The 23,301-nt window shown below is 68.0% G+C and carries 24 protein-coding genes and 1 pseudogene; 11 read left to right on the top strand and 14 right to left on the bottom strand.

What is annotated here, in order from left to right; translation table 11 throughout:
• Positions 1-33: 33 nt before the first annotated feature.
• Together ACSQ9A_RS10185 and mutL are read right to left on the bottom strand one after the other, a co-directional pair.
• Positions 34-987, bottom strand: coding sequence for an alpha/beta hydrolase (locus ACSQ9A_RS10185; protein ID WP_436290601.1), 954 nt, complete (start codon positions 985-987; stop codon positions 34-36).
• 160 nt (positions 988-1,147) lie between these two features.
• Entirely contained in the window at positions 1,148-2,977 is a 1,830-nt protein-coding gene (gene mutL / locus ACSQ9A_RS10190) for a DNA mismatch repair endonuclease MutL (RefSeq protein WP_436303561.1), read from the bottom strand.
• Between the two features lie 50 nt (positions 2,978-3,027).
• On the opposite strand from mutL, the gene ACSQ9A_RS10195 reads away from it, so the two are divergent.
• Positions 3,028-3,678, top strand: a complete 651-nt coding sequence (locus ACSQ9A_RS10195; RefSeq protein WP_093102514.1) for a DedA family protein — start codon at positions 3,028-3,030, stop codon at positions 3,676-3,678.
• Positions 3,679-3,732: 54 nt separating this feature from the next.
• On the opposite strand, the gene ACSQ9A_RS10200 is transcribed toward ACSQ9A_RS10195, so the two are convergent.
• Positions 3,733-4,011 carry a glycine zipper domain-containing protein gene (locus ACSQ9A_RS10200; RefSeq protein ID WP_093102516.1) on the bottom strand — a complete coding sequence of 93 codons (279 nt, stop codon included), beginning with the start codon at positions 4,009-4,011 and terminating at the stop codon, positions 3,733-3,735.
• A gap of 211 nt (positions 4,012-4,222) precedes the next feature.
• Between ACSQ9A_RS10200 and ACSQ9A_RS10205 the strand changes: the two genes are divergently transcribed.
• A complete protein-coding gene (locus ACSQ9A_RS10205; RefSeq protein WP_436290599.1) occupies positions 4,223-5,683 on the top strand; it encodes an NCS1 family nucleobase:cation symporter-1 in 1,461 nt (486 codons plus the stop codon).
• 15 nt (positions 5,684-5,698) lie between these two features.
• Here the strand turns inward: ACSQ9A_RS10205 and ACSQ9A_RS10210 are convergent, their stop codons facing one another.
• Together ACSQ9A_RS10210 and tsaE are read right to left on the bottom strand one after the other, a co-directional pair.
• Positions 5,699-7,147 (bottom strand): N-acetylmuramoyl-L-alanine amidase, encoded by a 1,449-nt coding sequence (locus tag ACSQ9A_RS10210; RefSeq protein WP_093102519.1) that lies wholly within the window; start codon positions 7,145-7,147, stop codon positions 5,699-5,701.
• The gene (tsaE, locus tag ACSQ9A_RS10215; protein WP_093102521.1) at positions 7,144-7,644 is read right to left on the bottom strand and encodes a tRNA (adenosine(37)-N6)-threonylcarbamoyltransferase complex ATPase subunit type 1 TsaE; all 501 of its coding nucleotides are present in this window, start codon (positions 7,642-7,644) and stop codon (positions 7,144-7,146) included. The genes ACSQ9A_RS10210 and tsaE overlap by 4 nt, the downstream gene beginning before the upstream one ends.
• On the opposite strand from tsaE, the gene queG reads away from it, so the two are divergent.
• The gene (queG, locus tag ACSQ9A_RS10220) at positions 7,630-8,700 is read left to right on the top strand and encodes a tRNA epoxyqueuosine(34) reductase QueG (RefSeq protein WP_093102523.1); all 1,071 of its coding nucleotides are present in this window, start codon (positions 7,630-7,632) and stop codon (positions 8,698-8,700) included. The two genes, tsaE and queG, sit on opposite strands and share 15 nt — an antisense overlap.
• On the opposite strand, the gene ACSQ9A_RS10225 is transcribed toward queG, so the two are convergent.
• Both ACSQ9A_RS10225 and ACSQ9A_RS10230 read right to left on the bottom strand, forming a co-directional pair.
• Entirely contained in the window at positions 8,687-9,115 is a 429-nt protein-coding gene (locus ACSQ9A_RS10225; RefSeq protein WP_436303562.1) for a hypothetical protein, read from the bottom strand. The genes queG and ACSQ9A_RS10225 overlap by 14 nt on opposite strands.
• 30 nt (positions 9,116-9,145) lie before the next feature.
• On the bottom strand, positions 9,146-10,051 hold the full coding sequence (locus tag ACSQ9A_RS10230) for an AEC family transporter (protein ID WP_436303563.1): 906 nt from the start codon (positions 10,049-10,051) through the stop codon (positions 9,146-9,148).
• 104 nt (positions 10,052-10,155) lie between these two features.
• Here ACSQ9A_RS10230 and ACSQ9A_RS10235 point away from each other — a divergent pair, with 104 nt between their 5' ends.
• From ACSQ9A_RS10235 to ACSQ9A_RS10245, 3 genes are all read left to right on the top strand, one after another.
• Positions 10,156-11,130, top strand: a complete 975-nt coding sequence (locus ACSQ9A_RS10235) for a tripartite tricarboxylate transporter substrate binding protein BugE (protein ID WP_214692743.1) — start codon at positions 10,156-10,158, stop codon at positions 11,128-11,130.
• A 68-nt stretch (positions 11,131-11,198) separates the two neighbouring features.
• The gene (xerD, locus tag ACSQ9A_RS10240) at positions 11,199-12,101 is read left to right on the top strand and encodes a site-specific tyrosine recombinase XerD (RefSeq protein ID WP_093102530.1); all 903 of its coding nucleotides are present in this window, start codon (positions 11,199-11,201) and stop codon (positions 12,099-12,101) included.
• Positions 12,102-12,193: 92 nt separating this feature from the next.
• On the top strand, positions 12,194-13,156 hold the full coding sequence (locus ACSQ9A_RS10245) for a Bug family tripartite tricarboxylate transporter substrate binding protein (RefSeq protein ID WP_436303564.1): 963 nt from the start codon (positions 12,194-12,196) through the stop codon (positions 13,154-13,156).
• 42 nt (positions 13,157-13,198) lie between these two features.
• Here the strand turns inward: ACSQ9A_RS10245 and ACSQ9A_RS10250 are convergent, their stop codons facing one another.
• The 3 genes and pseudogenes from ACSQ9A_RS10250 to ACSQ9A_RS10260 form a co-directional block, all read right to left on the bottom strand.
• Positions 13,199-14,176, bottom strand: a complete 978-nt coding sequence (locus ACSQ9A_RS10250; protein WP_436303565.1) for a Bug family tripartite tricarboxylate transporter substrate binding protein — start codon at positions 14,174-14,176, stop codon at positions 13,199-13,201.
• Positions 14,177-14,224: 48 nt separating this feature from the next.
• Positions 14,225-15,363: pseudogene (locus ACSQ9A_RS10255) on the bottom strand (CMD domain-containing protein).
• The gene (locus ACSQ9A_RS10260) at positions 15,360-16,820 is read right to left on the bottom strand and encodes an FAD/NAD(P)-binding protein (RefSeq protein WP_436303566.1); all 1,461 of its coding nucleotides are present in this window, start codon (positions 16,818-16,820) and stop codon (positions 15,360-15,362) included. The pseudogene ACSQ9A_RS10255 and the gene ACSQ9A_RS10260 overlap by 4 nt, the downstream one beginning before the upstream one ends.
• An 80-nt stretch (positions 16,821-16,900) precedes the next feature.
• Here ACSQ9A_RS10260 and ACSQ9A_RS10265 point away from each other — a divergent pair, with 80 nt between their 5' ends.
• The 3 genes from ACSQ9A_RS10265 to ACSQ9A_RS10275 all read left to right on the top strand — a co-directional run bounded on the left by ACSQ9A_RS10265 (position 16,901) and on the right by ACSQ9A_RS10275 (position 19,195).
• Positions 16,901-17,479 carry a TetR/AcrR family transcriptional regulator gene (locus ACSQ9A_RS10265; protein ID WP_436303567.1) on the top strand — a complete coding sequence of 193 codons (579 nt, stop codon included), beginning with the start codon at positions 16,901-16,903 and terminating at the stop codon, positions 17,477-17,479.
• An 86-nt stretch (positions 17,480-17,565) separates the two neighbouring features.
• Positions 17,566-18,699 carry a thiolase family protein gene (locus ACSQ9A_RS10270; RefSeq protein WP_436303568.1) on the top strand — a complete coding sequence of 378 codons (1,134 nt, stop codon included), beginning with the start codon at positions 17,566-17,568 and terminating at the stop codon, positions 18,697-18,699.
• 43 nt (positions 18,700-18,742) lie between these two features.
• The gene (locus tag ACSQ9A_RS10275) at positions 18,743-19,195 is read left to right on the top strand and encodes a MaoC family dehydratase (protein WP_244503713.1); all 453 of its coding nucleotides are present in this window, start codon (positions 18,743-18,745) and stop codon (positions 19,193-19,195) included.
• On the opposite strand, the gene ACSQ9A_RS10280 is transcribed toward ACSQ9A_RS10275, so the two are convergent.
• Positions 19,192-19,995 (bottom strand): ferritin-like domain-containing protein, encoded by an 804-nt coding sequence (locus ACSQ9A_RS10280; protein WP_436303569.1) that lies wholly within the window; start codon positions 19,993-19,995, stop codon positions 19,192-19,194. The genes ACSQ9A_RS10275 and ACSQ9A_RS10280 overlap by 4 nt on opposite strands.
• Positions 19,996-20,034: 39 nt before the next feature.
• On the opposite strand from ACSQ9A_RS10280, the gene ACSQ9A_RS10285 reads away from it, so the two are divergent.
• The gene (locus ACSQ9A_RS10285; RefSeq protein WP_093102543.1) at positions 20,035-20,559 is read left to right on the top strand and encodes a gamma carbonic anhydrase family protein; all 525 of its coding nucleotides are present in this window, start codon (positions 20,035-20,037) and stop codon (positions 20,557-20,559) included.
• 23 nt (positions 20,560-20,582) lie between these two features.
• Positions 20,583-21,581, top strand: a complete 999-nt coding sequence (locus tag ACSQ9A_RS10290; protein ID WP_436303570.1) for an Hsp33 family molecular chaperone HslO — start codon at positions 20,583-20,585, stop codon at positions 21,579-21,581.
• On the opposite strand, the gene ACSQ9A_RS10295 is transcribed toward ACSQ9A_RS10290, so the two are convergent.
• From ACSQ9A_RS10295 to ftsB, 3 genes are read right to left on the bottom strand one after another with little or no spacing between them, the layout of a single operon-like run.
• A complete protein-coding gene (locus tag ACSQ9A_RS10295) occupies positions 21,535-22,530 on the bottom strand; it encodes a hypothetical protein (protein ID WP_436303571.1) in 996 nt (331 codons plus the stop codon). The genes ACSQ9A_RS10290 and ACSQ9A_RS10295 overlap by 47 nt on opposite strands.
• 13 nt (positions 22,531-22,543) lie before the next feature.
• On the bottom strand, positions 22,544-23,008 hold the full coding sequence (locus ACSQ9A_RS10300) for a hypothetical protein (RefSeq protein ID WP_436303572.1): 465 nt from the start codon (positions 23,006-23,008) through the stop codon (positions 22,544-22,546).
• A gap of 5 nt (positions 23,009-23,013) precedes the next feature.
• A complete protein-coding gene (gene ftsB / locus ACSQ9A_RS10305; protein WP_093102551.1) occupies positions 23,014-23,289 on the bottom strand; it encodes a cell division protein FtsB in 276 nt (91 codons plus the stop codon).
• Between the last annotated feature and the right edge of the window lie 12 nt (positions 23,290-23,301).

A 23,301-nucleotide genomic window follows, 5' to 3' on the forward strand; every position in this document is an offset into this window, starting at 1 on the left:
GTAACAAAGCCGGCGCGGCGGGCGCCAGCGGCCCTAAATCGCTTGGCCGGACGACTGGGCTTGCTGCTGCAGGACGGTCGCGGGCACGGCCGGGGCCGGTGCGCTGCTGCTGCCGTCGCCGGCGGCCATCTCGGTCGGCGGCTCCTTCATGCGAAACAGCTGCGACAGGGCGGCGCGGTACTGCGCCTGGCCCACCGAACCGGTGCTGTGGTGCGAGCCGCCCTCGACCAGCACGAACTGCTTGGGCACCGTGGCCGCCTCGTAGAGCTTGCGGCCCAGGGTCGGGTTGATCAGGCTGTCGGCAGCGCCATGCACCACCAGCAGCGGGGCGCCGATGTTCTTGACCTTGCTGACCGCCTCGAAGCGCTGGGTGATGAAGGGACCGAAGGGCAGCCAGCCCCATTTGAAGCTGCTCACCACGTCGGCGATGGAAGTGAAGGTGCTCTCGACGATGGTGCCGCTCTCGTCGTTCACCCGCGAGGCCAGGTCGATGCCGATCGCGCCGCCCAGCGAGTGGCCGAAGATGTAGCGCGGCTGCTGGGGATGCCGTGCCGCGAGCCAGATCCATGCGGCGCGCGCGTCTTCGCGGGCCGAGTCTTCCGAGGGCAGCGCCTTGCTGCTCTTGCCGAAGCCGCGGTAGTCGATGGCCAGCACCGAGAAGCCCAGCTCGTGCATGCGCCGCATGCGCGGTGCCGAGCCCGCCACGTTGTAGCGCGCGCCGTGCAGGTAGAGCAGCACGGGCGTGTTGGCCGATTCAGGCGCGCCGCCGAGCCAGAGGCCGTGCAGGCGGGCCGGCCGGCCCGTGACGGAGGACTGGAAGTCGATCCAGACATGGTCCATGCCCTCGGTCATGGATTCGGAATTGCCCCAGCTGCGGTCGCTCGGCTGGAAGATCCATTCGCGCTGCCGCTCGTCGAGGGTGGAGCAGCCGGCCGCCAGCAAGGCGACCAGCGCTGTAGCGGATGCGAAGAGGGACCAGGATTTCATGGGCAAGGCTGAAAGACAGGTGCTCGGCCGGAAAGTTCAACAAAAGACTGCATGCAACGTGCGTGCCCGGTTTGTCGATGACCCCTGAAAACCCTCGGTTACGTGACCAACAGATGCCAAATGTGAGGAATTTGGCAGCTTTTCCCCGGCGCTCGCGGGTTCAGCGCCCGCGCATGAACAGCGAATCGAGCTCGCGGATCGAGACCTGGCGCCAGGTCGGCCGGCCGTGGTTGCACTGGTCCGAGCGCTCGGTGGCTTCCATCTGGCGCAACAGGCCGTTCATCTCGTCGATGGTCAGCCGGCGGTTGGCGCGCACCGCGCCGTGGCAGGCCATGGTCGACAGCAGCTCGTTCTGGGCCCGCTGCACCACGGTGCTGGCGTCGTGGTGGGCCAGCTCGGCCAGCACGCTGCGGGCGAGCTCCACCGGGTCGCCGTCGGCCAGGGTGCCGGGCACCGCGCGCACCGCCAGCGTGCGCGGCGAGAAGGGCGTGATCTCCAGGCCCAGTGAGGGCAGCACGGCGGCGCAGGCCTCGGCGGTCGCCACTTCCTGCGGCGTGGCAGCGAAGGTGGCCGGGATCAGGAGCGGCTGGCTCGCGATCGCGGCGCCGTCGAGCTGGGTCTTGAGCCGCTCGTAGACGATGCGCTCGTGCGCGGCATGCATGTCGACGATCACCAGGCCCTGGCTGTTCTCGGCCAGGATGTAGATGCCCTGCAGTTGGGCGAGCGCGCGGCCCAGTGGCCAGGCCTGATCGTCGTCGGTGGCCGGCGCGGGCTTGACGGGTGCTGCCGGAAGCGTGAAAGCGGTGGCCGGCGTCGCGGCGCTGTCGCTGCGCTCGCTGGGCCACATTGCGGCCGCGTCGCCCAGACCCCGTTCCGCGGCGAAATGGATCGCCGGCTGCGTCCACGAAGGCACGGGTTGCGGCGAAAGCGGCTTGAAGAAAGGCTCGGCCGACACCGCTGCCGCTTCGCCGGCCCGCGGCGCAGCCAGCGCATTCTCGATCGCGTGGCGCACCGCCTGGTGCACCTCGCGCCCGTCGCGGAAGCGCACTTCGATCTTGGTGGGATGCACGTTGACGTCGACGCGTGCCGGATCGATCTCGAGATAGAGCGCGTAGACCGGCTGGCGCTGGCCGTGCAGCACGTCTTCGTAGGCGCTGCGCACCGCGTGCGCCAGCACCTTGTCGCGCACGAAGCGGCCGTTGACGTAGAAGAACTGCTGGTCGGCGCGCGAACGTGCCGCATCGGGAACGCCGGCGCGGCCTGCCACGCGCACCGGGCCCGCGGCGTGCTCGACCGCCACGCTCTGGGCGACGAAGCCCTCGCCGAGCGTATCGGCCAGGCGCCGGTCGCGCGCATCGGCGGCGCGCCACTGCTCGACCAGCCGGCCTTCGTGCCAGACCGAGAAGCCCACATCGGGCCGCGCCAGCGCATGGCGCCGCACCGCCTCGATGCAGTGCGCGAGCTCGGTGGCATCGGTCTTCAGGAACTTGCGCCGGGCGGGCGTGGCGAAGAACAGCTCGCGCACCTCGACCGTGGTGCCGGCCGCGCGCGCCACCGGCCGCAGCTCGCCGGTGCGGCCGTCGAGCGCGAAGGCGCTGTCGGCCGCGTGGAAGCGCGACTGCAGGCTGAGCTCGGCGATGGCGTTGATGGCGGCCAGCGCCTCGCCGCGAAAGCCCATCGTGCCTACCGTCTCCAGGTCGTTCAAGCTGGCGATCTTGCTGGTCGCGTGGCGGCGCAGGGCCAGCGGCAGCTCGTCGCGCGGCAGGCCCTGGCCGTCGTCCTCGACCGAGATCAGCCGCACGCCGCCGGCCGAGAGTCGCACCGTGACCTGCCGCGCGCCGGCGTCGAGCGCGTTGTCGAGCAGTTCGCGCACCACCGACGCGGGCCGCTCCACCACTTCGCCGGCCGCGATCTGGCTGATCAGTTCGTCGGGAAGTTCGCGGATCGGACGCCGCGCGGCCGGGGCGAGGGAGGAGGGGAGAGCGCTCACCGGGGCATTCTAGAAGGGGGCTCGCGAAGCTGCCCGGATAATGCGCGTCCATGGAAATCATCAGCTTCTTCATCGACTTCATCCTGCATGTCGACAAACATCTCGAGGCCTTCGTCGTCGCCTACGGGCCCTGGGTGTATGCGCTGCTGTTCCTGATCGTGTTCGTCGAGACGGGGCTCGTGGTGATGCCCTTCCTGCCGGGCGACTCGCTGCTCTTCATCGTCGGCGCGCTGTGCGGCGCGGGGCTGATGAGCTATTCGATCGCGGTGCCGATCCTCATCGTGGCCGCGATTCTGGGCGACCAGTGCAACTACAGCATCGGGCGCTATTTCGGGCCCAAGGTTTTCCAGTGGGAGAGCTCGCGCTTCTTCAACCGCAAGGCCTTCGACCAGGCGCATGCCTTCTACGAGCGCTACGGCGGCGTCACCATCATCCTCGCGCGCTTCATGCCCTTCATCCGCACCTTCGCGCCCTTCGTCGCGGGCGTGGCCGACATGACGCGCACCAAGTTCACGCTCTACAACATCGTCGGCGCGCTGTTGTGGGTGCTGGGTTTGTGCACGGCGGGCTACCTGTTCGGCAACATGCCCTTCGTCAAGGAACACCTCGACAAGATCATCTGGGCGCTGATCTTCGTGCCGGGCCTGATCGCGGTCTTCGGCGCCTGGCGCGCGGGCCGCACGCCTTCCTCGGTGCGTTGAAAACAAAAAAGGCGCGTCCTCGGACGCGCCTTCGATCATGCAAGAGCCGCGAGCTCAGTAGTTCGGGCCGTTGTAGGGGTAGTAGCCGCCACTGCGTTGTCCGCGGTAGTAGTTGCGCTCGTCGGCGCGGCGACCCACCTGGTTGCCGATCAAGCCGCCGATGGCGGCGCCACCCACGGTGCTGGCAGTATTGCCGCCGATCGCATTGCCGATCACTGCACCACCCACGGCGCCGCCGGCCGTGCCCCACTGCTCGTTCGGTCCCGCTGCGCAACCTGCCAGGGTCATGACGGTCGTGGCCGCTGCAGCCGTGATCCAGAGACGTGTCTTCATGGTGTCCACCTTTCAATCAGTGATGAAGACATTCTGTAAAAGCCCTGCGCCACGGGTGTAGGAGTCCGCCGCACCCCCTTGCCCGAGAGCATGCGCTGCATTCGTGCAACAAAGAGCGCGCGTTCCGCAGGCGGCGACGCATGGCAGGCGGTTGCGAGGGCCGGCCAAGAAAGCTAGTCTGCGCGCATCGACGCATTTCCAGGAGGCAGCCATGGAGATCCGCAATCCTTCCCCCGGCCTCTACAACGAGGATCTCGCACCCGCCAAGGTGCGCAACTGGGGCGCCTTCAGCATCTTCAACGTGTGGACCTCGGACGTGCACAGCCTGTGGGGCTATTACCTGGCGGCCAGCCTGTTCCTGCTGTGCGGCAGCTTCACCAACTTCCTGCTTGCGATCGGGCTCGGTTCGCTGCTGATCTTCTTCCTCATGAACCTGATCGGCTACGCCGGCGAAAAGACCGGCGTGCCGTACCCGGTGCTGGCACGTGCGTCCTTCGGCGTGTGGGGCGCCAACCTGGCGGCGCTGGTGCGGGCCGTGGTGGCTTGCTTCTGGTACGGCGCGCAGACGGCGGCCGCGTCGGGCGCCGTGGTCGCCTTGCTGATCCGCAACGACAGCATGCTCGAGTTTCACAAGAGTACGCAGATCCTCGGCCATTCGGGCCTGGAGGTGGTCTGCTACGTGGTGATCTGGGCGCTGCAACTGCTCATCATCCAGAAAGGCATGGAGACGGTGCGCAGGTTCCAGGATTGGGCCGGCCCCGCGGTATGGATTGCGATGCTGATCCTGGCCATCGGCCTGTGCGTCAAGGCGGGCGGCTTCTCCTTCGACCACGGCATTCCGCAGGACGTGCTGCTGGCAAAGACCAAGGACGCCGGCGTGAGCGGCGAGCCGGGCTCCTTCTGGGCCTTGATGGCGGTGGCTGCGACCTGGATCACCTACTTCGCCGCGCTGTACCTCAACTTCTGCGATTTCTCGCGCTACGCCAAGAACAAGGACGCGGTGAAAAAAGGCAACCTATGGGGCCTGCCGGTCAACCTGGTCGCCTTCTCGCTGGTCGCCGGCATCACGACCATCGCGGCCTTCAAGGTCTACGGTGAAGTACTGCTGCACCCGGAGCAGATCTCCGCCAAGTTCGACAGCTGGGTGCTGGCGCTGATCGCCGCCATCACCTTCGCGGTGGCCACGCTGGGCATCAACGTCGTCGCGAACTTCGTCTCCGCCGCCTTCGACATTTCGAACGTGTTCCCCCGGCAGATCAGCTTCAAGAAGGGCGGCTACATCGCGGCGGCGATTGCGCTGGTGCTCTATCCCTTCGCGCCCTGGGAGGGCAATGCCGCGAATTTCGTCAACGCCATCGGCGCCACGATGGGACCGCTTTTGGGCGTCATCCTGGTCGACTACTACCTGGTCGCGAAAGGCAACATCAATGTCGCGGCGCTCTACGACGAGAACGGCGAGTATCGCTACGAGGGCGGCTGGAACGTCAACGCGCTCGTGGCCGCGGGCGTCGGCAGCGTGTTCTCGACCCTTCTTCCGAATTTCACCAGCCTGCTGCCGGCGTGGTGGAACACCTACGGCTGGTTCTTCGGCGTGCTGATCGGCGGCGGCGTGTACCTGCTGATGGCGACCCTGCGGCCGCGCACCGCGGTCGCCGCAAGTGCAAAGGCCTGACCGCGGCAACGCGCGCTACAGCTGACGGCTGCGCGCCAGCGGCGGGTTCTGCGCAAAGTAGCGCTGGATGCCGCGCATCAGCGCGTCCGCGAGGTTTTCCTGGTACTCGACGCTCCGCAGCTTGGCTTCTTCTTCCGGGTTGCTGATGAAGGCGGTCTCCACCAGCACGCTCGGGATGTCGGGCGCCTTGAGCACCGCGAAGCCGGCCTGCTCGACCTGCGGCTTGTGCAGGCGCGCGCCGATGCCGCGGATCTCGCCGAGCATCGCGCCGCCGAGCTTGAGGCTGTCGTTGATCTGCGCCGTGGTGCTCATGTCGAGCAGGGCGCGCTGCACCTGGACCTCGTGCGTGCCCACGTTCACGCCGCCGACCTTGTCGGCCTGGTTCTCCTTGTTGGCGAGCCAGCGCGCTGCGCTGCTCGAGGCGCCGGTCTGGCTTAGCGCGAACACGCTGGCGCCGCGCGCTTCGGGCGTGGTGAAGGCATCGGCATGGATGCTCACGAACAGGTCGGCCTGCACGCGGCGCGCCTTCTGCACGCGCGTGCCCAGCGGCACGAAGAAGTCGGCATCGCGCGTGAGAAAGGCGCGCATCGGATTGCCGTTGACGCTGCTCCCATTGATGCGGTCGCGCAGCCGGTGCGCGACCTGCAGCACGATGTCTTTTTCGCGCGTGCCGTTGGGGCCGATCGCACCCGGGTCTTCGCCGCCGTGGCCCGGATCGAGCGCGACGATGATGATGCGGTCGGTGCCGCTCGCGGTCGCGCCGCCGTTGCGCGCGGTGGCGGAAGAGGGCGGCGAGAGGGGTGTCACCGGCGTCGTTCCCACCACGGGCGGCAGCGGCGCCGGAACGACCAGCGCCTGTGCGGGCGGCGAGGAAGGGGAGGGGCGCATCGACTGCTGCGCCATCAATTCGCCCAGCGGATCGACGGCCGGGGGCGCGGGAGTGCGCGGCGCGATGCCCGCGACGGTGCCGTCGCGGCCGGGGGCCTTGGGCGCATCGCGCAGCCGCTCGGCGATCAGGGCTTCCAGCGGATCGAGCGCCTGCTGCGGATAGAGGTCCAGCACCAGCCGGTGCTGGTAAGCGGCCACCGGCGCCAGCGAGAAGACCTGAGGGGCCACCGACTGCTTGAGGTCGAACACGATGCGCACCACGCTGGGCGCGAACTGGCCGACGCGCAGGCCGTTGATGAAGGGGTCGTCGGGCTTGATCTTGCCTACCAGCTCGCGTAGCGCGGGATTGAGATCGATCCCGTCGATGTCGACTGCGAGACGCGGCGGACTGCCGACCACGAGCTGTTGCGAATGCAGGCGGCCGTCGGATTCGATGGTGACGCGCGTGTAGTCGGCCGCCGGCCAGACGCGCACCGCCACGATGGTGGCGCCGCGCGCGATCTCGTGCACGCCGAGCAGGAGGGCGATGCTGCCGCCCTGCAGCAGTACGCGTCGTTTCAGTTGGCCGGCTTTCATGCGCTGGCGGCGGCGAGCAACCGACTGCCGCGCGGCGTGTTCGCGTGCAGGGTCACGGTGCGGGTGTCGTCGATCATTGCTTCGATTTTAATAGCAAGGTCTGCAAGCGGAATGCGCCCTGCAGCGTTTTCTGGCCATTCCGCGAGTTTGAGGCCCGAACCCGCGAAGATGTCACGGAAGCCGGCATCGTCCCATTCGTGCGGATCGCTGAAACGGTAGAAATCGAAGTGGAAGATGGCCAGGCCGCCGGGCGCCTCGTGCGGCTCGACGACCGCGTAGGTCGGGCTCTTGATGCGCGAGCCGATGCCGAGCGCGCGCAACAGGTGGCGCACGAAGGTGGTCTTGCCGGCGCCGAGGTCTCCATGCAATGCAATGAACGCGTCAGCCAGGTCGGGCGATGACGCGAGTGCGCGCGCCAGCGCGTCGCAATCGTCTTCGCTGCGCCAGCGTTGCACGAGGCTTTGCGTTTCTACAATCGGCAGGTGATCGGCAGCCATCAACTCGTGAATCGGATTCAGGCCTTGGCCCGGGAGCTCGGATTCTCCCAAATCGGGATCGCGGGCGTCGATCTGTCGAGCGCGGAAGAGGGCCTCATGCGATGGCTGGCCGAAGGCTTCCATGGCGAGATGCACTACATGGCCGCACATGGCACGCGGCGCGCGCGGCCGGCCGAGCTGGTGCCGGGGACGGTGTCGGTGATCACCGCGCGCATGGATTACCTGCCGCGCAGCACGCCCGAGGATTGGCAGGCGGTGGAGTTCGACCGGCTGCGGCGGCCGGCGGAGGGCATCGTTTCAGTCTATGCGCGCGGCCGCGACTATCACAAGGTCATGCGCTCGCGCCTCGCGAAGCTGGCCGAGCGCATCGCCGACGAAGTGGGCCCCTTCGGCCACCGCGCCTTCACCGATTCGGCGCCGGTGCTGGAAGCCGAGCTGGCATCGCGCAGCGGCCAGGGCTGGCGCGGCAAGCACACGCTGGTGCTGGACCGCGACGCGGGCTCGATGTTCTTCCTGGGCGAGATCTATGTCGACATGGCGCTGCCGCCGAGCGCGCCGGTCACGGCGCACTGCGGCAGCTGCAGCGCCTGCATCGAGGTGTGCCCGACGCGCGCCATCATCGCGCCGTACCGGCTCGACGCGCGGCGCTGCATCTCCTACCTCACCATCGAGCACGCGGGGCCGATCCCGCTCGAACTGCGGCCGCTGATCGGCAACCGCATCTACGGCTGCGACGACTGCCAGCTCATCTGTCCTTGGAACAAGTTCGCCAAGAAGAGCGCGCTGCCGGACTTCGATGCGCGCGACGGGCTCACCGGCCGCCAGTTGGGCGAGCTCTTCGCGTGGACCGAGGAGGACTTCCTGCGCTACACCGAAGGCAGCCCGATCCGCCGCATCGGCCATGAACGCTGGCTGCGCAATGTGGCGGTGGCGCTGGGCAATGCCTTGCGTGCGGGCGACGAGGGGGCGCGCGAGATCCTCGCGACGCGGCGCTCGCATCCCAGTGCGCTGGTGCGCGAGCACGTCGAATGGGCGTTGGACTTCAGCGCCGCATGATGGCCGAGACCTGCGCCGTTCCCGCGTCGAGCGAACGCATCGAGTTCAGCCGCAGCGAGGCGTATTTGAGGACCGGATTGTTGATCAGCTTGCCGCTGAAATACCCGTTGAAGCGCGTGTCCTTGCAGCCGCTGATCGTGAGGTCGAGCGAGGCGTTGGCCGGCGAAACGAAGTCGACGCTCGAGCCCGTCATCGTGCAGGCGGCGCCCGGTACCTGGCCGCGCACCGTGCCGTCGGGATCGATCTGCATCGCGCCCGCGTGGACCTCCGGCGGACCCTGTGCGCCGGTGTCCTGCTGGACCACGTAGAAAAGAAAAGGCCCGCTCCACGCACCGTGGTAGCGGGTGTGCTCCTGCGCCTGCGCCTGCACCGCCCCCGCGAGCAATGCTGCGACAACGGCCGGTAGGTAGCGCATCGTGCGATGGTAGCGACTGATGATGACGGTTCAGCGCGAGAGTGCCAGGGCGAAGGGCAGGCTTGCCACACCGAGCAGCGTCGACAGCGTCACGAGGCCCGCCACGTAGGCGCCGTTGTAGCCCATGCGCGCGGCCAGCACGTAGGCGCTCGACGCAGTCGGCACCGCGGAAAAAGTCATCAGCACCGCGGCCTGCGCGCCGCCGAGCTGCAGTGCGCCGGCCAGGCCCCAGGCGATCAGCGGCAGCACGAGATGCCGGATCGACAGCACCGACACCGCCAGCACCTTGCCGCGCGCGAGCGTCGCGAACTGCATGCCGGCGCCGGCCGCCATCAGGCCGAGCGCGAGCGATGCGGCACCGATGCGCGTGAGCGTCGGCTCGAGCCAGTTCGGCACGCTGAGGCCGAGCAGGTTGGCGACCAGGCCGCTGAGCGTCGCGATGATCAGCGGGTTGCGGATCAGCTGCCGCGCCAGGCCGGTCTGCGCGTGCCGCGCCATCGGCCACACGGCGGCGATGTTGAAGAGCGGCACGCACACGCCGATCAGCACCGCGATCATCAGGAGCCCCGCGGGACCCGCCATGCGGTCGGCCAGCGCGAGGCAGATGAAGGAGTTGAAGCGGAAGGCGACCTGCGCGCTGGCCGCGTGATCGCTGCGGTCGATGTGCGTGCCGATACCGGGCAGGAAGGGCAGCATGTAGGCGAGCGCGATGCCGGCCAGCCCGACGCCGACCCCGGCAGTCAACAGGTGCGAGGTGGCGCCGAAGTCGAGCGGGCTGCGCACGATCGAGTGGAACAGCAGCACCGGAAAAAGAAAGTAGTAGACCAGGCTCTCGACCTGGTCCCAGACGCGGCGGTCCAGCGGGGTGTAGCGGCAGAGCAGCCAGCCGCAGGCGATGAGAGAGAAGTCGGGGAAGAGCAGTTGGGCATAGTTCACCGGTCGAGGATAAACGGCCGATTCCCATGGGTTATCCACGAACTGGGGCGCTCGCGGACCCGTTAGCATCCTGGCTTCGCTTTTCGACCTCCAGGAGCTCTTCAATGCAACGTCGTCAATGGAATGCACTCGCCGGCGCCGCCGCGCTGGCGCTGATCGCCGGCCCCAGCTGGGCGCAGGGCTACCCCAACAAGCCCATCGAGCTGCAAGTACCCTTTGCGCCGGGCGGCACCACCGACATCGTGGCGCGCGTGATCTCCGAGCCGCTGGGCAAGGCGCTGGGCCAGAGCGTGGTGGTGATCAACAAGGCGGGCGGTGGCGGCATCGTCGGCGCGGCGGAGACCGCGCGGGTCGCGCCGGACGGCTACAAGCTCGGCGTGGCGACGGTGTCGAGCACGGCCGCCAACCCGGCGATCAACCCCAAGGTGCCCTACGACCCGATCAACGACTTCACGCCGATCATCAACATCGCGGCGACGCCGAACATCATCGCGGTGCACCCGAGCTTCCCGGCCAAGAACTACGCCGAGTTCGTGGCCGAGATCAAGAAAAATCCGGGCAAGTATTCGTACGCCTCCTCGGGCACCGGCGGCATCGGCCATCTGCTGATGGAGCTCTACAAGAACCTGACCAGCACCTTCATCACCCACATTCCCTACCGCGGCGCCGGTCCGGCGCTGAACGACGTGGTGGCCGGCCAGGTCCCGATCATGTTCGACAACATCCCGTCGGCGCTGCCCTTCATCAAGTCCGGCAAGCTGGTGCCGATCGTGGTCTCGGCGCCGCAGCGGCTGAAGGACCTGCCCAACGTGCCGACCTTCAAGGAAGTCGGGCTCGAGCCGGTCAACCGCATGGCCTACTACGGCATCCTCGGGCCCAAGGGCCTGCCGAAGGAAGTGGTCGACAAGATCAACGCCGGCGTGAAGAAGTCGCTCGAAGACCCGGCGGTGCGCAAGCGCATCGAGGACACCGGCTCGCTGATCGTGGCCAACACGCCGGAGCAGTTCGCCGCGCAGATCAAGGCCGAATACGAGGTCTACAAGCAGGTGGTCGCCAAGCAGAAGCTCACGCTCGACTAGGCCGACTTTCCTCGATCCAGAGCCGCCCGCGCCCCGGGCGGCTTTTTTCTTTTGCTATCTTGCACGGCATGACCGCGGCCATCGACACGCCCGAAATCGACGACTTCATCGACGCGCTGTGGCTCGAGGACGGCCTGTCGAAGAACACGCTGGCGGCCTACCGGCGCGACCTCGCGCTGTTCGCGCAGTGGCTCCAGGCCCAGCGCGGCAGCGCGCTGGACGCCGCGCGCGAAAGCGACCTGCAGGCCTACATGGGCGCGAAGCTCTCCGACAAGGGCAAGGCCACGTCGGCCAACCGCCGGCTCACGGTGTTCAAGCGCTATTTCCGCTGGGCCCTGCGCGAGCAGCGCATCGCCGCCGATCCGAGCCTGCGGCTGGCGCCGGCCAGGCAGATGCCGCGCGCGATCAAGACCCTGTCGGAAAAGCAGGTCGACGACCTGCTCGCGGCGCCCGAGGTCGACACGCCGCTCGGCCTGCGCGACCGCGCCATGCTCGAACTGATGTACGCGAGCGGACTGCGCGTGAGCGAGCTGGTTTCGCTCAAGGTGTTCGAGCTGAGCCTCAACGACGGCGTGCTGCGCGTGCTCGGCAAGGGCAGCAAGGAGCGGCTGGTGCCTTTCGGCGGCGAGGCGCGGCGGTGGATCGAGCGCTACCTGCACGAGTCGCGCCCCGCCATCCTGGACGGGCAGCAGACCGCCGACCTGTTCGTCACCGCGCGCGGTGCGGGCATGACGCGCGTGATGTTCTGGATCATCGTCAAGAAGCACGCGCTGGCGGCCGGCATCCACGTGCCGCTGTCGCCGCACACGCTGCGCCATGCCTTCGCCACGCACCTGCTCAACCACGGCGCCGACTTGCGCGCGGTGCAGTTGCTGCTCGGCCATGCGGACATCTCGACCACCACGATCTACACCCACGTCGCGCGCGAGCGTCTCAAGCAGCTCCACGCGCAGCATCATCCGCGCGGCTGAGGTGCAGGAATTTGCTGCATATCGGAATGCCCTGACGCTCAGCGACATGATTGCGGCGGCATCAAAATGAATGCTCGCAAGGAGACGCAGCAATGAGTTGCAGGAAAGCATGGGCCGCCATGGTTCTCTTCGCGGCGGCTTCGGTGGCACAGGCGCAGGCCGTGCCGAAGACCATCCGTATGGTCGTCGCCTATCCGACCGGCGGCGTCAGCGACATCGTCGCCCGCGCGCTGGCCGACAAGCTCGGCGCGCAGCTGGGCAGCACCGTGGTGGTCGAGAACAAGGCAGGCGCCAGCGGCACGATCGGCATGGACGCGGTTGCCAAGGCGGCACCGGACGGCGCGACGCTGGGCTTCTCGGCCATCAGCCCGCTGGTGCTGAATCCGCATCTGGGCAAGTCGCCCTTCGATCCGCAGAAGGACATCGCACCGGTGGCGAGCGTCATGTATTCGCCGGTGCTGCTGCTGGCCACGGAAGCGACCGGCACCCGCAACTTCCGCACCCTGATCGACGATGCGCGCGCCCGGCCCGGCGCGGTGCGCTGGGCCACTTCGGGCCAGGCCTCGCTCGGCCACATCGTGCTCGAGGAATTGCGTGCGACCGCGAAGGTGGACATCACCCACGTGCCCTACAAGGGCGGGGCGCAGCAGATGAACGATGCGCTGGGCGCGCAGTTCGAGATTCTTTCGATCAATGCCGGGCCCGCCGTCGCACCGCACATCCGTTCCGGCAAGCTGCGCCCGCTGGCCGTGGGGGCGCCGGCGCGGCTCGAAAGCCTTCCGAAGGTGCCGACGCTGGGCGAGCTGGGCTATCCGGAGGCCAACCTCACCTCGTTGTTCGGCGTGTTCGCCCCGGCCGCCACGCCACCGATCCTGATCGCCAAGTACAACGCGGAGATCAACAAGGCGCTCGCCAGCCCCGAGCTGCGCGCCAAGTTGACGGCCACCGACAACGTGCCGACCGGTGGCGGTGCCGAGGCCTTTGCCGACGAGATCGCGGCCGAGTACGAGAACAATGCGCGCCTCGTGAAAGCGGCCGGTATCAAGGTGGACTGAGGCGACCTTTGCCGGCACGCGAGCCGGGCCTGCGTCCCGGGCTCATTCGGTCTTGATGCCGCCCTGGCGGATCACGCGCTCCCAGCGCTGGAAGTCGTCTGTCACCACGCGGTCCAGTTCCTTCGGCCCCCCACAGGCGGGAACGGCCCCCAGGCCCTTGAAGCGTTCCTGTGTCTCCGGGAGCAGGCAGACGGCCGTCATCTCGCTGGCCAGCTTGTCGATCAGCGCGGCCGGGGTCTTGGCCGGCGCCAGCAGCCCGACCCAGACCGGCACCTCCAGCCCTTGAACGCCGGTGGCCTCCGCCATCGTCGGCGCTCCATGCATGGCACTCATGCGTGCTTTCGTGAAGGTGGCCAGAACGCGTGCCTTCTTGTCTTCCACCATCGGGTCGATCGAAGAGGTGCTGGTCACGATGGCCGCCACCTGTCCACCCAGCAGGTCGGTGATGGCGGGACTGCCGCCGCGGTAGGGCACGTGGAGAAGCTTCACGCCCATGGACTGCGCGAAGAGCTCGCCGGTCAGATGCGAGACCGAGCCGTTGCCGCTCGATCCGAAGCTGACCTCCCCGGGACGCGCCTTGGCATCGCGCACCAGGTCGGCCACGCTGGTGTAGGGGCTCTGCGCGCGCACCGACAACGTCATCGGCGTATCGGCCACCAACGCGACCGAAATGAGGTCGTGCCGGGGGTCATAGGGCAGCTTGGCATTGAGGTGCGGCGCGATCGAGATGGCACCGCCGGTGGCGAGCAGCACCGTGCTGCCATCGGGCGTGGCCTTGGCAACGGTGTCGGCGCCGATCACGCCGCCGGCACCGGCCTTGTTGTCCACGACGACCGGATAGCCCAGCCGTTCGGCAAGCTTGATGCTCAGGTAGCGGGCCATCGCGTCCTGTGCGCCGCCGGCTGCAAACGGCACGACGATGCGCATCGTCCTGGCACCGGGGGCGGTCTGCGCCTGGGCCGAAACGCATGCCAGCGCCACCACCGCGGCGACGACACCAGGAACAAGACGAAGCTTCATCGGGCACTCCAGGGAAATGGGAAGAAAAATGAATGGGCCGGGCCGGCGTCAGGGCGCGACGGGTTGTTGCTGCGGGAACACCGGTTCGCCCAGGTTCAGCATCAAGCGGTTGGCCCACGCGAAGATGGCGACCGAGTGAATCAGGTCCAGGATCTCCGTCTCGTCGAGGCCGGCGTCTTTCAGTGCGCGGATGCTGTCGGCCGACACCTGATCGGGCGCAGCGGTCAAGGCGATGGAGAAGCGCGCGATCGCCTGCTCGCGCGGCGTGGTGCCGGCCGTGTGCGGGTCGTCGAAGACCTGCGTGATCACGTCGTTGCGCTTGGCCAGCTGCTCGAAGCGTTGCGCATGCACCGATGCACAGTAGACGCAGCCGTTGATGCGCGACACCACCGTGGCGCCGAGCTCGCGTTCAGCGCGCGACATGCCGCCGGGCGCGTACATGATGGCGTTGAACGCGGTCGAGCGTTGACGCAGGATCTCAGGCTGGTGCACCAGAAAGAGGTAGTAGTCGGAGACCTTGGCCTTGGGATGGCTTTCTTCCAGTACCGCGATCTGCTCGGGCGTGGCCTGGTCCAGCGTCACGACGTCGAGCCAGGCGCTCCAGCCCAGCGTTTCGTTGGTGAAGCCGCGCGATCGGATGATGCCGTTGCTCATGCGCCGGCCTCCAGGCTCTTCATCGCCTTCAGACCTGCCGCCAGCCGCGTCTGGTACGAGAGGAACGCGATCAGTTGCGACAGGGCCACCACGGCCGGCGTGGCTACGCCGGCGGCCGGCAGCGCCTGCACGGCCACACGGTCGCCTTCGACCGGACGCTCGATCAGCGTACGGGTGAACGTGAGCAGTGCTTGCAGGCGCGCATCGCCTGCGCCCTGGGCCGTGCCGCCTGCCACCGCCTCGATCAGCCCGGCTTCGGTGCCTTCGGCCTGCAGCCGCTCGCGGTAATGCGCGGCCAGTTCGGGGGCCGGCGTCAGGCGGCATGCATACAACGCCACCAGCAAACGCTCGCGCAGCGAGAGGCCCGGCAGCGCAGGGTCGAACAGCGCGTCGTAGCTGCCCTGGGTCGCGGCCGCCGCCTTGTCGCGCTGGTGGCGCAGCGCATGGGTGGCGCTGCCTTGCCCTGCGGCGTCGAGGCCGACGATGCGGTCGACCAGGTCCTCGGCCGGGTTGTAGGAGGTGGATGAGCTCATGTGCGTTGTCCTTCTTCGATGGCGGGGGAATCGGCCGGCGTCCATTCGTTGCCCAGCAGCTCGGGCTCGTCGTAGGCTTGCAGGCGGGTGTAGTGCATCTCGATGTCTTCGCGGTAGAGCAGGCTGGCAATGCCTTGCGCCAGCCGCTTCGCGCCATCGCTGATGGCGGGGATGTCGCCGGAGACGGTGCCATGCGTCAGCGCGGCGGGGTAGCAGAAGCAGTGCACGCGCGAGAGGCCGGGGCAGGTGCCCGGCCGCCTTTCCTGCAGCTCGAACGCGGCGCCCAGGTCGGGCGAATCCGCGAGTTCGGCGTCTTCCTCGCCGGCCGGCGGGGTGTAGCGGTCTTTCCATGCGCGGATGTGCGGCGCCAGCGCTGCAAACTCGGGCCGCGCATGCCAATCGATGCGGAAACCGGTCGACAGGATCAGGAAGTCCAGCGTGAACAGGCCCTTGGAGGTGTACGCCTTCAACAGCCCGTCGGTCCACTGCACATCGAGAATCGCGCAGCCGAGGTTGAAGCGCGCATTCGGATGTTGCGACACGCGCAAGGTGCTGCCCTGCGGCGGCGGGGTCTGCTGCACGTTGATGTAGTGGCGGATGCGCCATTTCCATGCGTCGGGCAGGTCCAGAAAGCCGTGCGTCATGCCGGCGTTGCCCGCGCCCTTGCCCTTGTTGACGCGCGGGATGTCGGGGCGGCGGATCAGTAGGTCCACGCTGGCCGCGCCGCCTTCCAGCGCGGTTGCCGCGCTGTCCATTGCCGAGGCACCGGCGCCGATCACGCCGACCCGCATGCCGGCCAGCGTTCGGTAGTCCATGGCATCGGACGAATGGGCCCAGCGTTCGGGCGGCAGGAGGCGTGCGAAGGCCGGGACCCAGGCGCCGCCCAGGCCGTCGCGGCCGGTGGCCAGCACCACGCGGCGGGCCAGGACCGTGCCGCGCCCGTCGGGCGATTCGATGTCCAGGGCCACCAGACCATCGGCGCGCGGCAGCACGGCGTGCACGCGGTGCTGGTTGCGGACGTCCAGTTCCAGTACGCGGCGGTACCAGCGCAGGTAATCCATCCATTGCAGGCGGGGGATCTTGTCGAGCGCCTCCCAGGCAGGCAGGCCGAACTGGGCCTCGAACCAGGCGCGGAAAGTCAACGACGGCAAGCCCAGCGCCGGGCCGGTCAGTTGCTTGGGCGAGCGCAGCGTCTCCATTCGGGCCGTGGTCGCCCACGGGCCTTCGAAGCCTTCGGGGGACTGGTCGAAGATCGGCGCCTTGATGCCCAGTTGCAGGAGCGCCGCAGAGGCCGCCATGCCTGCCATGCCGCCGCCGATGATCGCTACCGGCAGCACATCGCTGCCCTGGTGCGGAAGGGCGATCACCCAATCCTTGGACGGCAGATCCAGCCAGGCCAGGTCCTGGCGCACGCGTGCTTCCAGAGCGGTCAAGCCGGGAGTGAGGGGTTGTGTCATGAAGGAATCTTAGAGGGGATGAATTTCGCAATGAGGGGCATGCGCTTGTCTTTCGAAATTACCTACCTTATAGTAGGTAGATGAATGCGACTTCGACCGACTTGGCCGGCGCCTCCACGCGGGAGCAGATCCTGCGTGTGGCGCGCGAGCTGATCCAGACGCGCTCCTATCTGGGCTTCAGCTTCCAGGACGTGGCCAACGCGATCGGCATCCGCAAGCCCAGCCTGTATCACCACTTCCCGACCAAGGAAGCGCTCGGCATCGAGGTGCTGCGCGAAGCCATGCAGGCTTTCAAGGACTGGACGGTCGCCAAGGAGCGCTCGCCGCAGGCCGCGCTGGATGCCTATTTCCGCATGTACCGCAACGGGCTGCATGCCGGCGAGGGCGTTTGCCCCGCGGGGGCGCTTGCGCCCGGCTGGGATTGCATCAACGACGAGCTGCGGCAGGCGGTGCGCGACTTGCGCAGCGCGCAGGTGCTTTGGCTCACCGGCGTGCTCGGGGCGCTGGCCTCGGGCCACAAGCCGTCGGCACCTGTCGGCGAGTTGGCCGCCTATGTATTTGCCGTCTGCCAGGGCGCGCTGCTGGCCGCGCGCATGACCGGCCGCGTGGACGATTTCGATGAAAGCATTGCCCAGTTGAAGCGCTCGCTCGCGAGCTGACACCGTTGTCGAGGCACGTTCAAGCGTGCCTTATTTTTGTCTCAAAAGGCTACCGATTGGTAGGTAGTTATGCAAAGGAGAAACCCATGAAAGCCGTCATCGCCGGGTACGCCCGTTCCCCCTTCCATTTCGCCAGGAAGGGCGCCCTCGCCGAGGTGCGGCCCGACACGCTGGCCGCAGAAGTGGTCAAGGGCCTGTTGCGGCGCACCGACCTCGACCCCTCGCTGCTCGAAGACATCATCCTCGGCTGCGCCTATCCGGAAGCCGCGCAGGGCAACAACCTGGCGCGCATCGTCGGGCTGCTCGCCGGGCTGCCGCACGAGGTCGGTGGCATGACGGTCAACCGCTTCTGCGGCTCCTCGATGCAGGCGGTGCACATCGCGGCGGCGCAGATCGAGTCCGGCATGGGCGACGCCTTCCTTTGCGTGGGCGTGGAGTCGATGACGATGGTGCCGCAGGGCGGCTTCACCTTCTCGCCCAGCCCCGAGCTGAAGGCGAACACCGATGCCTACATCTCGATGGGCGAAACGGCCGAGAACGTGGCCGAGCGCTGGCAAGTGAGCCGGGCCGACCAGGAGGCGCTGGCCGTGCAGTCGCACCGGAAGGCGGCCGCCGCGCGCGATGAGGGGCGGCTCGCCGGCGAGATCGTTCCGATCGCCGCAGTTTCGGGTGAATTGATTAGCGCCGACGGCTGCATCCGTCCGGCCACCTCGCTCGAAGCGCTGGCCGGACTGAAGCCGGCGTTCCGGTCCGACGGCGTGGTCACGGCCGGCACCTCCTCGCCGCTCACCGACGGCGCGGCCGCGGTGCTGGTCGTGAGCGATGCCTTCGCCGCCAGGCACGGGCTGCAGGCGCTGGCGCGCATCAAGTCCTTTGCCACGATCGGCGTCGACCCGGCCGTGATGGGCATCGGCCCGATCCCGGCCACGCGCAAGGCACTGGCACGTGCCGGCCTCACGGTGGCTGATCTCGACGTGGTCGAGATCAACGAGGCTTTCTCTTCGCAGGCGCTGGCCTGCATCCGCGAGCTGGGATTGAACCCAGCCACCGTCAACCTCGATGGCGGCGGGCTCGCGATCGGCCATCCGCTGGGCGCCACCGGTGCGCGCATCACGGGCAAGGCGGCTTCGCTGCTGGTGCGCGAGAAGGGCCGCTATGCGCTGGCCACGCAGTGCATCGGCGGCGGGCAGGGCATCGCCACGGTGCTCGAGCGCGTTTGAGCACCGCGTGACAAGATTCCGCGCCCACACCCGAGGAGACCCCATGGCCGGAACCCTGTACCTGGAAGACCTGTCGCCGGGCGCTCGCTTCACGAGCGGCGAACAGGCGCTGGACGCGGCGCAGATCGTCGATTTCGCGCAGCGCTTCGATCCGCAACCCTTCCACCTGGATGTGGAGGCAGCGAAAAGCACCTTCTTCCAGGGCCTCGCGGCCAGCGGCTGGCACACGGCCTCGATCACGATGCGGCTCTTGGTTCAAAGCGGTCTGCCGCTGGCCGACGGCATCATCGGTTCGGGCGGCGAGATCCAGTGGCCGAAGCCGACCCGTCCGGGCGACGTGCTGCATGTCGAGAGCGAGGTGCTGGAAGTGATCCCCTCGCGCTCGCGGCCCGAGCGCGGCATGGTGGTGGTGCGCAGCGAGACGCTCAACCAGCATGGCGATGTTTGCCAGCGGCTCACGACCAAGCTGGTGGTGTCGCGACGGCCTGCCGGCTAGTCCTGCTGCAGGTTCTGTAGTTCCTCGTCGGTGAACCCGGCCCGCGCGCGGGCCTCGAGGTTGAAGGGCGCCCGCAGGCGCGGCGCCTCGTGCCGCCGGTATAGCACGCGGTAGTGCGCGATCGGATCGAGCCCTTCTCGCTCGCACAGCCAGCGGTACCAGCGGTTGCCGATGGCCACGTGGCCGACCTCGTCGCGCAGGATGATGTCGAGGATCTCGCAGGCCCTGAGCGCATCGGGCGTGTTCACGCGCCGGAGCTTGGCCTGGATCAGCGGTGTCGCATCCAGCCCGCGCGCCTCCAGCGTGCGCGGCACAAGCGCCATGCGCGCGAGCACATCGTCCTTGGTCTTCTCGCACATGCTCCACAGGCCGTCATGGCCGGTGAAGTCGCCATAGCTGCAGCCCATGCCGCGCAGATGCTCGTGAAGCAGCGTGAAGTGCTGCGCCTCCTCGTCGGCCACGCGCAGCCAGTCGCGGTAGTAGGCCTCGGGCATGCCGTCGAAGCGCCAGGCGGCGTCGAGCGCGAGATTGATCGCGTTGAACTCGATGTGGCAGATCGAATGGACCAGCGCCGCGCGGCCCTCGGGCGTGAAGGGCGAGCGCTTCTCGACCGCGGTGGCGGCCACGCGCAGCGGGCGATCGGGGCGGCCCGGGACGCCGGCCTCGTCGCCGGCTGCGCGGATGGGCTCCGGCGCCATCGGATGCAGCGCGGCCTGCGCCGCCGTGGCGCGCGTCGCCGCGACCTTGCGGTCGGGATCTGTCAGGCGCAGCGCGGCCAGGGCGCCGAGGCGGGGGTGCATCCCTACAATTCTAGTTTTTCCCCCTTCAGGAGCACGGCGATGGCCCTCTACGAAATCGACGGCGTGGCGCCGCAGCTTGGACCGGGCGCCTATGTCGCAGACAGCGCACAGGTCATCGGCCGCGTCGTCATGGGCGAGAACGCGAGCATCTGGTTCGGCGTGGTGGCGCGTGGCGACAGCGACACCCTGACCATCGGCCGCAACAGCAACATCCAGGACCTTTCGATGCTGCATGCCGATGCCGGCGTGCCGCTGACCATCGGCGAGAACGTGACGGTGGGCCATCAGGTCGTGCTCCACGGCTGCACCGTGGGCGACAACTCGCTGATCGGTATCGGGGCAGTGGTCTTGAATAACGCCAGGATCGGCCGCAACTCGATCGTTGGCGCCGGCAGCGTCGTGACCGAAGGCAAGGAGTTTCCCGACAACTCGCTGATCATCGGCTCGCCGGCCAAGGTGGTGCGCACGCTCGACGATGCCGCCGCCGCCCGTCTTCGGCAGAATGCCGACCACTATGTGAAAAACGCCCGTCGCTTCGCGAAGGGCCTGAAGAAGATCGGCTGAAGAAGCCGCTCGGAGAGATTGCCTTGAGCGAGTTGCACAAGTTCCTGTTCGACGGCATGCCGGTGCGCGGCATGATCGTTCGCCTGACGGAAGCCTGGCAGGAAATCCTGGCGCGGCGCGCCTCCAACACGAGTACCGGCGCCTATCCGACCCCGGTGGCCGAACTGCTCGGCGAGATGACGGCGGCGGCCACCCTGATGCAGGCCAACATCAAGTTCAACGGTGCGCTGATCCTGCAGATCTTTGGCGACGGCCCGGTCAAGGTCGCTGTCGCCGAGGTCAAACCCGACCTGAGCCTGCGCGCCACCGCCAAGGTGGTGGGCGAGCTCGCGTCCGATGCGCATCTGCCCGAGATGGTCAATGTCAGCAACAAGGGCCGCTGCGCGATCACGCTCGACCCCAAGGACAAGCTGCCGGGCCAGCAGCCCTATCAGGGCGTGGTGCCGCTTCACGGCCACAGCGGCGAGAAGCTCGGCCGCCTGAGCGAGGTTCTGCAGCACTACATGCTGCAAAGCGAACAGCTCGACACCACGCTGGTGCTCGCGGCCGACGACAAGGTGGCGGCCGGCCTCCTGATCCAGCGCCTGCCGGTGAAGGGCGAGGCCAACCTCGAAGGCACGGCCGCCGGCGATCGCAACCAAGCCAACGAGGACCAGATCGGCCACAACGAGGACTACAACCGCATCTCGATCCTCGCCTCCACCCTGACGCGCGACGAGCTGCTCACGCTCGACGTCGAGACCATCCTGCGCCGCCTGTTCTGGGAAGAGAAGCTGCTGCGCTTCGAGCCGCAGAGCGGCATGCTGGGGCCGCATTTCGCATGCACCTGCGGCCGCGAGCGCGTGGCCCAGATGATCCGCGGGCTGGGTGTGGAGGAGGCCGAGGGCATCCTCGTCGAGCGCGGCGATATCGAGGTCGGCTGCGACTTCTGCGGCAAGCAGTACCGCTTCGATGCGGTCGATGTCGCGCAGCTGTTCACCGCGCGGGGCGACCAGCTGCCGGCGAGCCCGGTGATGCAGTAGATCGCTCGAAGCCGCTGAAGCGGATGTCCGGCGCGCTCGTGTTGTGGCGCGAAGGGAGGCTGCGGCCGAAGCGCACTTCCGCCGCCTGCAGCGTGGACACTTCCGGCAGCGGCTTGGTCTCGGTGGCGGCTTGCGGTGTGGTTCGCCACGACACCTCGCTCATGTCGGCGTTGTCGGGCGCGACGTACATCGAGCGCAGGACCGCGAATCGGGGACCGTGCCGGCGCCCCGGCTTCATGGCGACGCCGAGCGCGGTGCGCGACGCGCTGATCTCCTGGACATCGACAGTCGCTGAGCCACCGTTCGCGAACTTCAGCTTGAACCGGAGCGGCTGCGTGTCGATGGCAATGTCGGTGATGTTCGCGACCGGACGCCCGGCCTGCTCGACCGGCCCCATCACGAAGGACGAACCGTAGACACCGTCGCCGAAGCGCGGTGCCGGCAGCGGCTTGATGCGCCAGTAGCCGTCGGCGGGGTACATCACCAGCGCTTCGAGCGGCTTGGCGCCGGTCTTCGCGAAGACCTGGATCATGTGGAACCCGCCTGCGGTCTTGCGTCCGTCGACGCGCACCGGCACGCGGTGCGGCCGCCAGAAGCTGGGCAGCGTCATGCCGACGACCATCCAGCGCGGCCCGTCGTGCAGCACTTCGCGGCGCTCCTTGAAGGTGTGGCGCGGGTCCGTGGGATGCGTGCTGCCATCGAAGTTGCAGCCCGAAAAATCCGGCGCAGTGATGTCTTTGTCGATGGATGCCAGGTACACGGGTGGCAGCGCCTCGACGCGGAATTTGCGGATGTTCTTTCCGCTCAGGTTCAGCGAAACGTTGTCTTCTTCGGCGCAGGCGGTCGCGTGGGTCTCGTTGTCGATCGTCGCCTGGATTGGCGCGGCCGAAACTGCCGCGGAAGACAGCAGGGCCCACAGCAGGGCGGCCGCACGGAGTCTGAGATGCATTCGTTCGGTTCCTTTACGAGCGCTTCGCAACGAGATCGCTGAACAGCCGGTGTTCGCACGCGGGGTCGGAGCACTTGTCGCAGGCCCAGGACCATGCAGCTGCCGCTCCCCGCGCGGCACTTCGGCGGGCGTCGGGATCTGCGGCGGCGTTGATCGCATTCCATGCGTTGGCCAGTTGCTCCGCGCCTTCGCCGTGCACCACCGCAAAGCTCAGGTTCGCGTCCATCAGCGCCTTGCGCAGCATCTCGTCGATCGGCGTCGGCGAGGCCGGGGCGATGAGCAGGATGAGGGCATGGCCGCGATACGCCTCGAGCGCGGTTGCATCGAACGCGTGTTCGGGCAAGGGGTCGGCCACGAGCGTGGCGGCGATGCCGCGCTGCGCAAGCCGTTGCGCGAGCGCCTCAGCGAGCTGGGTCTTGCCGCCGTCATCAGCGCCTAGCAGCGCGATCACGCAGCCGGCCGGCAGCGCAGGCGTCATGGCATTCAGCGCGTGATCTGCACGAACACTTCGTTGGGCTTGACCATGCCGAGCTCCTGTCGCGCGCGCTCCTCGACCATCTCGAGCCCTTCCTTCAAGTCGTTGACCTCGGAGTTGAGCCGGTCGTTGGTCACGGCCGCTCGCGCATTGGACTCCTTCTGCTCGGCCAGCTTGTCCTTGAGCTGGACCACGTCGCGCACGCTCCCGCGCCCGGTCCAGAGCTGCCACTGGAGGATCAGCAGCAACAGGACCAGGATGATCGGGACGATGCGTGAACGCATGGCGTCTCGGTC

Origin of the sequence: Variovorax sp. LjRoot290, from assembly GCF_964253985.1 — a bacterium.
GTDB lineage: Bacteria > Pseudomonadota > Gammaproteobacteria > Burkholderiales > Burkholderiaceae_C > Variovorax.